The following is a 12,986-nucleotide window of genomic DNA, read 5'->3' on the forward strand; positions in this document are numbered from 1 at the left end:
TGACTAAAGTTTAATTAAAAGTATAATAAAAATTGAAATAAATTAAATCCTGGAAATGCTGAATTTATTTCGCGAGGGTCAAATGCAAGACAGCCGCTTCACTATTCAATTGAATTGTAAGCGTTAACAAATTGATGGATTTATTTATTATTTTATTAGGAGTGAATGATGTGAACGAACGTAAAAGCAAGTCGAAACGCAAATGGCCGCTTCTGCTCGTTACGGCGCTGTTAGCTGGTATGCTGGCTCCGGTTGCTGGTGGTCAGTCAGCGAAAGCTTCGAGCGATGAGGGCGAAGCATCCGTGTTTACGGATTTTATTACAGCCGATGGCGACAAGCTGATGGATGGAACGAAGGAGTTTCGTTTTGCCTCGCTGAACTATCCGGGAGGAATGAGTGATCCGGCCTTCTCTCAAGAGGATGCACTTCGTACGATTGCAGCAATTGGCGGCAATGTGACAAGGACCTATGTGCCGTCAGTTAAGCGATACGATAATTCAAATGCAGGCAGCGCGTTTGTACTTGGTCCGGATGAAGAAGGTGTCATGCAATTTAATGAAGCTGGATTCGTTAAGCTCGATAATCTGCTGGCGCTAGCCAATAAGTACGGTGTAAGGGTTGTGATTCCGTTTGTTGACCAATGGCAATGGGTAGGTGGAATTGAGAGTTACGTTAACTTCCGCTATCCGGGAACAATCAGCGGTGATGCTGCTAATGATCCGGATGCATGGAAATTTTATACCGATCCGCTTGTGATCTCTGATTTCAAGCAAGTGATTCATTACATGATGAACCGCGTGAACACGATTACAGGTGTGAAATACAAGGATGACAAGGCCATTCTGGCATGGGAGACGGGGAATGAGCTGGGCGGTTACAACCAGGATAAGTTCCCGCAAGCATGGACAACGGAAATTGCCGACTACGTAAGAAATACGGAGAACCCTAGCCAACTGCTGCTGGATGGCCGGTTCGCAGTGAATAACGATTCACTGGAAGATCCGAATGTCGACATCGTAGGGGATCACTTCTACACAGGTAACTTCATCGATCGTATTAATGCGGACAGCGCAGCTGCTGCCGGCAAGAAGCCTTATATTCTTGGTGAATTTGGACTTTATACGACTGGTGCTCCTGTCGAAGCGCTTTACAATGCTGCTTTGAAAAATGGCACAGACGGCATTATGATCTGGTCGCTTCGTCCTCATAAGGACAGCGGCGGCTTCTATTGGCATGATGAAGATCCGGGTAACTGGGCTTCCTATCACTGGCCGGGCTTCTCGTCCGGAGATTATTACGGGGAAACGGATATTATCCGTACGGTATACAAGTATGCGCACTATATGAATGAGAACGATGTGGCTATGACATCAGACGTTCCTGCCATTCCTGCGCCTGCTAATGCACCAATGCTGTTCCCGATTACTTCGGTAGCAGATATCAAATGGCAAGGCTCGGTAGGTGCTTCGGGTTATGAAGTACAGCGTACCGAGAACGGCGACGACTGGACAACGGTAACGACTGACTTCTCGGATGGCGGACGCGCCGGAACACCTGCGTTTCATGATGAACAAGCATTAAGCGGTGTGACTTACACCTATCGCGTACGTGGTGTAAATGAATCAGGTGTGTCCCCTTGGTCTAATGAAGTAAGTGCAACAGCAGAGCATGTCATTATTGATGAGATGAGTCTGCTGCAGAGGGATGCACAGAAACGCAAAACTTATGTGTATGATCAGTCTTCGAATGTACAGACCAGTTCTTCGGTTGGCAGTGAAGTAGGGATAGGGTTCAAAGCATATGTGTCGACTTCCAACCCAGGCTATCTGATCTACGCTTCTCCGGTTCCGATGAACAAAGCTTCGGTTACCTTTACGGGCACGGGAGCAATCCGCTGGTTTGCCTCTTCTTCGAATGGCAACTATACGGAAATTCAGCCTGTCGTGAATGGTTCGGTATCATCTGTCGATCAGCTTCCGGCTGATACACGCTTCATTAAGTTTGTTATTCCGGGGAGCAACTCGGTGCAGATTGATAACATTCAAATGGAGTATACGTACGATGGAACAGACTTCCAAAGTGTTTCGCCAATTCAGCGAAACGGATTTGTTATAGATCATACTTTTGCTGGGACGACCTTTAGTCAGACTTCCAATCTCGTGATGAAGGGCGAACAGCCTTACACGGATAACAACAAGACGCTTGGACGCACAGACGGAAGCACTGGTGAAGTCGTCTATCAGGTAGGCGGAGATATGACCTCATATCGGTTTACGACCTATGCCAATTCCAACAGTACGCTGTCTTTCCTTGCTTCCATTGACGGCGATAATTATGTACCGGTTCATCCGATTGTCAGCCAAACCGCAACTAGTGAAGGCTGGAATAAGGTGATCTATACCGACTTTGCTCTGCCGGCATCTACGCGATATTTGAAGGCTGTCTATCCGGCAACAGCAGATGGCGAATCACCAGCTATTAGCCAAGTGGAGATCGGGTATGGTTCGAACCTAATTCCGCTTACAGACAAAGCCCCTGCTAACGTGTTTGAAGATGGGGAATACGACTACGGGGTAGATGATAAAATCAAAGCGCGTTATACCACTAACGCGAACGGGGACAGCATCGGCATCGCCCTGGATACAACAAATAAGAACCATGGCAATTACGGGGTGAAAGTAGACTATGCCTTTGATTCCTCTTATTATGCGGGCTTGTCCCGTTCGCTTGGCGATGTAGATTTGTCTGGATTTGACTCGCTACATGCATGGGTGAAGCCGGACGGATCCTCGAATAAACTGTCGTTCCAGCTGACAATGACGGACAATCACGTATATGAAGCGCCTTTGACGCTCGCAGGTAATGCGGGGCGGACAGTTGAGATCAAATTATCCGAATTTGTTCAGCCTGAATGGAATGTGACGGCTTATGGCAGCAAAGCGATTGAGCTGTCGCATGTAAAGGAATTTGCGATCTATGTCAGCAGTGGAACAAATGCGGCAGCTAATTCAGGTGTCATTTATTTGGATGATATCCGCATGGCGAATGCTTCCAAGCTGGATAACTTCGAAGGTTATGGCGGCTATAATGCGCTTATTAACAAGGCTTTCTCGCGTAATGCGGGAGGCGGCGCATTTGATTTGTCTTTGAATACCTCACATAAATCAGAAGGCAATTATGGCCTGAGGATTGATTATAACTATGCAGGCCCAGGCTATGCCGGCGGCAGCTTTAATCCTGATTTCTTGAACCTTACTGGCTATGACGGCTTCACGTTCTGGTTCCAGCCGGATGGCTCAGGTAATGAGCTTGCCATTCAGTTCACGGACGCAAGCGGCAAGTTCTGGGAGACTAAAACGGTGTTCAAGGGCAGTGAGCCTCGTCTCATGTACGTGCCGTTTGATGATTTCCGTTTCCCATCCTGGTATAGCAGTGATACAACAGCTAGACCAGATGCAAGTGTGAACATTACGGCGGTATCTTTCTATATCGGAGGCGTGGATGATTCGATCTCGACATCAGGTACGATTTACATTGATGATATTAATGGTGCGAAGTTTATGGATGAGCTGCAAGCTTCCACCGTTATGATTAGCGCTGCCGAGTCCGAGATTACCTCGTTGCCTTACACAATCAGCGGTACAGCAACAAATGCCACGGATGTAACGATTCGTGCTGGCAAGCAAGTTTTCTATGCTCCTGTTGGGCCAAATGGTGAATGGTCATATACCACTTCCAAGCTGGCTAATGGGGCAGTAGAGATTAAGGCATCGGTTGAATTGTATAACGGTACAGTCATGAGTTCTGATACGTCTACAGTAAATGTGAATGTACCTAACAATCCTTACACAGAGGAAAATGGAAGCGGACCTGTTCTGACGAACTATGTGCTGAATGGCAGTTTTGACGAACCGGTAGATCCGGCTGCATGGCCAGTATTGCCGACTCACTGGGTGCATAAAGATGCTGAGGGCAATGATGTGACGAACGGAATTGTGAAGCTGGAAAGCGGCTCGCGTACCGGTGCTTACAAGCTTGTCCATTGGAACAATGCGTCTTATGAGGTGACATCGACTGAGCAAATAACGGATCTGGCGGATGGCATCTACGAAGCACGGGCTTGGACCAAATCCAAAGGCGGCCAGCAGGCAGCGGAAATGATCGTGAATGAGGGTCAGCCTTCAGAACAAAAAGTTAATATTCCAACTGGTGAGAGCTCGTGGACTTATTTGAAAATTTCGGGCATTGAAGTAAGAGACGGAAAGGTTTCGATTGGCTTCCATTCCAAGGATCTTGGTGATCACTGGATTGGGGTTGATGATGTTGAGCTTGTGAAAACAGGAGAACTGCCGAATGTTGCCGTTACTGGTGTCACGCTGAACAAAAATGAAATCAGCTTAAACGTTGGCGGAACGGAAACGCTGACTGTGACGGTAAGTCCAGCAAATGCAACGAATAAACAGGTGACTTGGACGTCCAATAACACAGCAGTTGCTACGGTGGACGCATCGGGCAAAGTGACGGCTATTGGCATTGGAACGGCAAATATTACTGCTGCAACTACAGATGGCAGTAAAGTGGCTTCTGCTGTTGTGACGGTAACGAAGACAACTACGACGAATCCGACACAGCCTACAACACCGGTTGATCCTGTTGATTCAGTGTCTGTTCAGAACGGACATTTGACGGTACAGCCTGCTAATAAAGACTCAGACAAAGTGTCGATTAAGATCAACGAGAAGGATATTCTAGAAGCGTTGAAGCAAAACAACGATAAAACAGTTGATATTGTCGTGAAGCCAGGTGCTAAAGCAGGTTCCGTTACCGTAGACGTTCCTGTTAAACCGCTTATTACAGCGGCACAAGGCATTCGAATGGATACCGGTCTCGTGACATTTACAGTAAGCAGTAGTCTGCTTAAGGAGAGAGGGCAAGCCGCTTCCACACTGCAGGTAAAAGCTTCGAAAGTCGATGACAGTACATTGTCAGTTGAAGCAAGAAAGCTGTTGGGCGGTCATGCTGTCTATGATATTGAAGTAAGTCTGGATGGCGTTAAACTGAAGGATATGGAGCTGGGCAGCATCCAGGTAGAGATGCCTTATGAGCTTGGAACAAATGAGGACCCAGATCAAGTGATTGTGTATTATTTGAATAACGATGGACAGCTCGAAGTAATCAAAAACGGGAAATACAATGCCGATACAGGCAAAGTGCAATTCTCGGCCACACATTTCAGTGCGTATAGTGCTGCTTATGCGAAGGTCTCCTTCGTTGATCTCGCGCATGCTGCTTGGGCAACGGACAGCATTCAGTTCCTTGCTGCCCGCGGCGTTATTCAAGGTGTAGGTGGAGGACATTTTGAGCCTAATAACAATGTAACTCGTGCGGCATTCCTGAAAATGCTGATGGAGGCATTAGAGCTTAATGATCCGGCTGCAACAGGAACGTTCTCTGATGTAGCACATGGTGCATGGTATGCAGAAGCGGTATTTAGCGCGCAAAAGCTGGGTATTGTGAATGGTAAATCAGACGGCAGCTTTGGCGTAAATGATCTGATCACCCGTGAGGAGATGGCGGTGATGATCTACCGTGCGGCTCAATTGGTGAGGTTGGATCTAGCAGGTAATCCTGAAGCGAAGCTGTTCCCGGATCAAAATAAAGTAAGCAGCTACGCATCTGAAGCCGTACAAGCGATTCATCAAGCAGGTCTCATTCAAGGAATGGGTAACGGCAGCTTTATGCCTCAAGGTCATGCAACAAGAGCGCAAGCTGCGCAGCTGATTTACAATCTATTCAACAAGCTGAATTCGTAAAAAGCAGAAAGAAGTACCGTTGTTGAACGGTTCGAAGCGGGGTATGACGGCGATGTCATACCCCGTTTTGTTTTATTTTCAGCAATAAGTTGAAATAAGTTGAAAAAAAATATATAGTAGGGATAAGAGATTGATTAAGGGAGTTGGAAACCATTAAAAAGGTTACTTTGCAGATCATTGCAGATCAATTGAAAGTCTCTAAAGCGTTGATTTCAAAAGCTTTATCGAATGATCCAGCTGTGAACGAGGAGACTCGGGCACTGATCTGGAAGACATCCGAAGAGCTTGGTTATAAAATAAAATCATCAAAGAAAAAAATGATATCTGCCGGCACGGGCAACCTCGCGGTATTAATGCCAAGAGCTTATCTCGATGATCCCGAATACTGGGGGAAAATCATTAAGGGTATTGACCGTGAGCTGGTTGAATACAACTACAGCATGCTGTTGTCCTCGATCGATGTGTCGCTGCGGGTGAATGACGGGATGCCAACGAGCATTACGGAAAACAAAGTGGACGGCGCAATCGTACTTGGACAATTGCCGAAGGAATATACAGATCAGCTTAAGAAACGGAAAATTCCGTTTGTCCTGGTTGACCCAAGCGAACAGGATCCTGAAGTGGATCTCGTGCTGGCGAATAACTATCAAGGTGCTTATCAGGCTGCGCAATTGCTGCTCCGGCTTGGTCACCGCAAGCTGGCATTCCTCGGCGACGTCGAGACGACTTGGAGCTTCTCTGAACGTTACAGAGGCTTTAAGGCAGCCATTCAAAGCTTTAATACAAATGGCAAAGAAGAGGCCAGCTTTGTAACCATCGAAGGGATGGGTGTAAGCGGTAACGGGATGTATACGAAGCCGGAGTACGTAGTTAAGCTGAAGCGCTCTCTGATGTCGGATAATCCGGTAACAGCGGTCTTTTGTGCAAATGATTTGATTGCAATCGATTCGATGGTCTTTTTCTCGGATTGGGAAGTGGAGTATCCACAACAGCTGTCTGTAGTGGGATTTGATGACCTGACACTCGCAGATATCAAGGGGCTTACGACCATTAGTGTACCTAAGGAAGAGATTGGGGTTAAAGCGACGCAGCTTATTCTGGAGCGGCTGAATACGCTGGATAAGCTTCCTGAGCTGGTTATGATCTCAACAACGCTTGTTCAGCGCGGTTCAACAGCGAATGTTCCAAGTGATCTGGAGATTTCGGGTAAAGTGGTAAATTAGTTTATTAAATATTTATTACACGGTCCTTCCTTGTGGAAGGGCTTTTTTTGTGGCCAAAAAGCTGATTGGTCTTGATATGGCGATAGAATGAGCAGTAGTCCGCTAAAGGGAATGTTTAATTCAATTTAAATTAAAAGTTTAAATATTTTTAAAAAATAGTTGAAATAAATTGATATTGGTGATATTCTCTAGTTGTAAACGGTAACAAAACATATAACTCAGGGGGTAAGAAAGTTGAAGAAAAGTTTGAGCTTGTTACTAACTGCTGCTGTGTCGATCACGATGTTGTCTGCTTGTGGAAATAATGATGACGCGAAAAATACGGCAAATAACGCAAAAACGGGCAACAATGGAACGACAACTGAGGCAGCTGATCCAGCTTCCGAAATCAGCGGAACAATTACATTCCTTACAAACCGCACGGACATGATTGACAAGGAGTACGTCGATTACGCGAAACGCTTCAAAGAAAAGTACCCGAATGCAGAAGTGAAATTTGAAGCGGTAAAAGATGTTGATAAGGATACGAAAATCCGTCTTTCGACCGGCGACTTCCCTGACGTGGTTTTGGTGCCAACGATCACGGCTTCTGATTTGCCGAAATATTTCGCCCCGCTTGATGATCTTGGTCTGAATGACAAAATTTACTTCAAAGATTATAAGAGCTTTGAAGGCAAGGTGTACGGAATCTCGGTAGGCGCTACAACAACAGGTATTGTATACAACAAGAAAGCCTTCGCTGACGCAGGTATTACAAGCGTTCCAAAGACGCTGGACGAATTCTATGCTGCAGCCGAGAAGCTGAAAGCAAAAGGTATCATTCCATTCGCATCCAACTTTAAAGATCAATGGCCTTTATACCCGTGGGGCTCTGAGCTTCCTTCCTCCCTTGCAGGTAACGCCAATTTGAACAATGAACGCGTCAATTCCGATGCACCTTATACGATGGATAATGCTTACGGACAAGCGTTGACAATCATTCGTACGATGAACGAGAAAGGCTACCTGGAGCCTGATATTAACTCAACAAACTGGGAGCAATCGAAGAAGGATGTAGCAAGCGGCAAATTTGCGATGTACTTCCTTGGTAACTGGGTCATTCCACAAGTCATCAGCAGCGGCACGACTTCGGAGAATGTTGGATTCTTCCCAATGCCTTATGACAACTCAGGTAAAGTGAATGTAGTTCTTGCACCAGACTGGGGTTATGGCGTTAACAAAAATAGTAAACATCTTGAAACGGCAAAAGCATTCGTGAAATGGATGCTGGAGGATTCCGGATTTGATAAGTTCGCAGGCTTTATTCCAGTGTTGAAGGATAGACAATCGGATATGCCGCAGCTGGCTGAATTCGAAAGCTTTAATCCTACTAAGATCGAAGCGGTAACGGATACCCCGGAATCGACGGAGATCGTAAACCAAGCACAGATTACAAAAGAAGCCTTTGTACAAGAATTTGTTCTGAGCAAGGATCCACAATCCATTCTTGATAAATACAATGACAAATGGGCAAAAGCGAAAAAGGCTGTAAGTAAATAAGATTCAAACAGCAAAGTGGATTATCCCGAGACTTTACGATAATCCACTTTGCTTATATAGAAGCAGAAGATAGAAAAGAGTGGTGAACAATGAACGGTATGTCGTATAAAACGCAAAGAAAGCTTGTTATTATCGGATTCTTGGCAGTCCCTGTTCTCTTATTGCTTACATTCACTTATTATCCGGCAGTTCGATTAATCTACTATAGCTTCACCGATTGGGATGGGCTCAACAATCATGTGAGCTGGCTCGGCATTGATAATTATCGTGAAATCTTCTCAAACCCTGATCTATTTGGAGTATTCGTCCATCAGATCCCTTACGTTGTTGTAGGTGTTGTGCAAAATATCGTCGCGCTGCTCTTTGCTGTTATCTTAAACTCGAAGCTGCGCGGGCGTAACGTATTTCGTGTTATTTTGTTCCTGCCATTTATCATGAATGCGGTAGCGGTTGCGTTCATGTTCCAATATGTTTTTGATACAACAACCGGCTCCTTGAATTCACTGCTTGGGCTGCTTGGACTGGATTCTTGGAAGCAAAGCTGGCTTGGCAACACAAGCATAGTTAACTATTCGCTTGCATCCATCGGCTTCTGGCGGTTTATGGGCTATAACATGGTTATTTACTTGGGAGCCTTGCAGTCGATTCCAGCTGATATGTATGAAGCGGCTAAGCTTGACGGGGCAGGGCGGATGCAAACCCTCTGGCATATGACTTTACCGAATATGACAAAGATCATTCAGCTCAATATGTTCCTTACCCTAAGCGGAGCTATAGCGGTATTCGATCTTCCATTTGTTCTGACGCATGGCGGGCCAGCCGGAGCGAGTGAAACCTTCGTTCTGAAGACGGTAGAGACAGCGTTCCAATTCAATAACTTTGGCTTGGCATCAGCGATGAGTGTCGTGCTTCTGGTCCTTACGATTCTTATACTTGGGCTGCAGAATCTTGTCATCAAGAGAAAGGAGGGATAAGCATGAAGAAATTCGATCCCATACAATCGATCAAATACGTGCTGCTGCTCTTGGGAACATTCGCCGTGTTTTTCCCTCCCTACGTTGTATTCATTAATGCCTTCAAGCAGGAGGATGAGGTCAGCGGCCCCTTTGCATTACCGCGCAGCTTCCTTAACTTTGAGAACTTTCGGGTAGCAATGGAAAGAGCACATATCTGGCAAGCGTTTGGCAACACATTTATCATCATTATCGTTTCGCTGCTAGGTAACATTGTGCTGGGGACGATGGTGGCTTATGCGGTAGGGCGCTTTGAATTTAGAGGGAGAAAAATACTGCTTGGCGCATTCCTCTTCGCTACATTGATCCCGGCCATTACGACGCAAGTTGTTGTCTTCTCCATCATCCATACTATGGGGCTCTACAACACCCTTTATGGTCCAATCCTGCTCTTCGTTGGAGCGGATGTTGTGCAGATTTACCTCTATCTGCAGTTCATTAAGAACATTCCTTATGAGCTGGATGAAAGCGCCATGATGGATGGTGCGAATTTATTCCGAATCTATCGGACGATTATTTTGCCGCTGCTCGGTCCAGCTACAGCTACGCTGGTCATTCTGAAGACGATTAACATCTACAACGAGCTGTATATACCTTTCCTCTATATGCCAAAGTCGGAGCTGGTCGTCGTAGCGACATCCATCCAGCGGTTTGCCGGCAATAACCAAGCGCAGTGGGGTTATATTTGTGCCATTATTCTTGTTATCATGATTCCAACTGTCGTCTTGTATTTGTTCTTGCAGCGATATATTTTCTCGAGCGTGACAAGTGGTGCAGTGAAAGGGTAAGGAACAGCTGAATGAATTAAACGAGAAGGCAGGAGTATCTAAATGACGATAAAGAAGCCATTTATTACGAGAGCGGGAAGCTCTCTCTATGAGGGTCGTCTACCATTTCGTTTCGCTGGGCCGAATATTTATTGGCTGGGCCTTGATGAGAATGTTGGCGGAGTAGATTGGCCTACACCATTTCGTGTCTGCAACGCACTAGATACAGCGGTTGAGATGGGGGCGAATGTCGTTCGTTCTCATACGCTTGGTGCTTCAGTAGGTGATCCCAAATCCTTGTCTCCAAGGCTTGGTGAGTATAATGAAGAAGCGTTTCGACGTGTTGATTATGCAATTAAAGAGGCGGAAGATCGTGGGCTGCGATTAATCATTCCTTTCGTCTGCAACTGGGCTTATTATCATGGCGGCAGAGAAACGTTTACCGGGTGGCGTGACTTAACGGTTCGAGATTTATTTTATACCAATCGTGATGTCATTGAAGATTTCAAGAGCTATATCACCGTTATTCTAAATCGTGTAAATACGTACAGCGGTATTGCGTATAAAGAGGACCCAACGATCATGGCGTGGGAATTGGGCAATGAACTTAATGCTGCGCCTGTTGAATGGGTGAAGGAGATTTGCGACTATATTAAATCTATCGATAACAACCACCTTGTTGCACATGGCAAGCAGTTTCAGCTCGATGCAGATAAATTAGCGGTTGATAGCCTGGATATTCTCGATGTTCATTATTATCCTGCCAATGCCGAAGCACTGGTGAGGGATGCTAAGCAAGTCGTTGAAGCGGGGAAAGTATATATTGCAGGCGAATTTGGTTGGCCGGATTGTGATCTGGAGCAATTCATTGCAGCTGCTGAAGAGAATGAAGCGGTATCCGGAACGTCGTTCTGGTCGTTGTTCCCACATGCGGATGAAGGTGGATACGTTCATCATTTTGATGGATTTTCCGTTCATTATCCAAGCAGTGGTACCAATCCGGATCTGGCAGCACGTATCCAGCAGCTGAGAAGCCATGGTTATAGGATGAGTGGAAGAGAGGTGCCGCAACCGATTCAGCCGGATGTTCCGATTATGAAGATAGAAAAAGGTATGGTATATTTCCAAGGCGTTGTTGGTGCAGCCTCCTATTCGCTGGAGAAATCGACGGCAAGTAGCGAAGGGCCGTGGGTGACGGTGTATGATAAACGTCCCGGTGATTACGGAGCGCCATGGATTGATCCAACAAGAGCTCATTCGGTTCGAACCTGGTATCGCTTGCAAGCTTTTGGTGTATCTATTCGGCCTAGCGGCTATTCTGAAGTTATCGTGTCAGAGCCATTTACTCCTTAATACACATTAGCGGTGCAGAGATCTGTACCGCTGTTTCTATTTTACCTGCAGCAGAATAAAAGTTGAAGAGAGTTTAAAAAACAATTATAATAAGTTCAAAAAAAGTGGTAAGGAGTATGGCCATTGCGAAAGGTAACCTTGCAGATGATTGCCGACCAGGTTGGCGTCTCGAAAGCTCTTGTGTCTAAAGCATTGTCCAATGATCCGGCTGTAAATAACGGAACGCGCGAGGAGATATGGAAAACAGCACATGAGATGGGCTATTCCTTTGACAAGCTGCGGAAATCATCCGTTTATGCGAAGACTGGCAATATCGCCGTTCTGATGCCGGAAGCTTATTTGAGTGATATCGAGTATTGGGGCAAAATTATTCGCGGCATCGATAGAGAGCTGCAGTCACATGATTTCAGTATGATTTTATCAGGTGTTGATATCTCAGTAGATCCTCAAGAAGGCCTTCCTTCAAGTATTAATGAGCAAAAGGTAGATGGAGCACTCTTGCTTGGGCATATGCCTGAGTCCTATGTGAAGGCGTTAGATGCAAAAGGAATGTCTTGTGTCTTAGTTGACTCTAATATTCAGAACGGCAAACATGACCATATATTAGCGAATAACTATCTGGGAGCGTGTGAAGCGACAAATCGGCTGCTGCAGGCTGGACACCGCAGTCTGGCATTTGTAGGGGATATGGAGACGGCCTGGAGCTTCAGGGAACGGGATCGGGGCTTTGAGGATACGGTAAGAGAGCATAATAAGGGATCGTTGGAGCAAGTCAGCGTAACATGGGTTCGAGGGTTAGGTGTAAGCGGGCGAGGTAATTATACGAATGCTGAATTTGTGGAGAAGCTGCGCCTTGCAATAACCGAAGAGAAAGTAACCGGCTTTTTCTGTGCGAACGATATGCTTGCGATTGAAGTGCTGCGTCAATTATCCAACTGGGGTTATCGTTGTCCAGAACAGGCTTCAGTTATTGGATTTGATGATCTGTCACTGGCCGAATTTATGATTCCGAAGCTGACCACAGTCAGGGTTCCTAAAGAGGATATCGGCTCAAGAGCGGTAAGGGCTGTTCTCGATCGGATAAAGCATCCGGATACGGTATCTGAACTTATCCAGCTGGAAACGGAATTGATCGAGCGGGATACTGTCATGAGTCCGCAATAGTAATGGTTAAGCACTTGTTCCTTTGGAACGAGTGCTTTTTTATTGTTGAATTAAACACTTAAATTTTGTTGAATTAAACGTTTCATTATGTTAAAATTTTCTCGTTATGATAGC

The 12,986-nt window shown here is 45.8% G+C and carries 7 protein-coding genes; all 7 read left to right on the forward strand.

Annotated features, from left to right (window positions below; genetic code table 11):
• The first annotated feature begins 170 nt into the window (after nucleotides 1–170).
• Nucleotides 171–5,813, forward strand: coding sequence for an S-layer homology domain-containing protein (locus tag FHS17_RS31025; RefSeq protein ID WP_167276928.1), 5,643 nt, complete (start codon nucleotides 171–173; stop codon nucleotides 5,811–5,813).
• A gap of 143 nt (nucleotides 5,814–5,956) precedes the next feature.
• Nucleotides 5,957–7,036 carry a LacI family DNA-binding transcriptional regulator gene (locus FHS17_RS06530; RefSeq protein WP_208420252.1) on the forward strand — a complete coding sequence of 360 codons (1,080 nt, stop codon included), beginning with the start codon at nucleotides 5,957–5,959 and terminating at the stop codon, nucleotides 7,034–7,036.
• A gap of 234 nt (nucleotides 7,037–7,270) precedes the next feature.
• The gene (locus FHS17_RS06535) at nucleotides 7,271–8,575 is read left to right on the forward strand and encodes an ABC transporter substrate-binding protein (protein WP_243865226.1); all 1,305 of its coding nucleotides are present in this window, start codon (nucleotides 7,271–7,273) and stop codon (nucleotides 8,573–8,575) included.
• 89 nt (nucleotides 8,576–8,664) lie between these two features.
• Entirely contained in the window at nucleotides 8,665–9,549 is an 885-nt protein-coding gene (locus FHS17_RS06540; protein WP_167276933.1) for a carbohydrate ABC transporter permease, read from the forward strand.
• A gap of 2 nt (nucleotides 9,550–9,551) precedes the next feature.
• Nucleotides 9,552–10,376, forward strand: coding sequence for a carbohydrate ABC transporter permease (locus FHS17_RS06545; RefSeq protein ID WP_167276936.1), 825 nt, complete (start codon nucleotides 9,552–9,554; stop codon nucleotides 10,374–10,376).
• Nucleotides 10,377–10,418: 42 nt separating this feature from the next.
• On the forward strand, nucleotides 10,419–11,708 hold the full coding sequence (locus tag FHS17_RS06550; protein WP_167276940.1) for a glycoside hydrolase 5 family protein: 1,290 nt from the start codon (nucleotides 10,419–10,421) through the stop codon (nucleotides 11,706–11,708).
• A 123-nt stretch (nucleotides 11,709–11,831) separates the two neighbouring features.
• Nucleotides 11,832–12,872 carry a LacI family DNA-binding transcriptional regulator gene (locus tag FHS17_RS06555; RefSeq protein WP_167276944.1) on the forward strand — a complete coding sequence of 347 codons (1,041 nt, stop codon included), beginning with the start codon at nucleotides 11,832–11,834 and terminating at the stop codon, nucleotides 12,870–12,872.
• Nucleotides 12,873–12,986 lie beyond the last annotated feature (114 nt).

This window comes from Paenibacillus lupini (assembly GCF_011761355.1).
Lineage (GTDB): Bacteria > Bacillota > Bacilli > Paenibacillales > Paenibacillaceae > Pristimantibacillus > Pristimantibacillus lupini.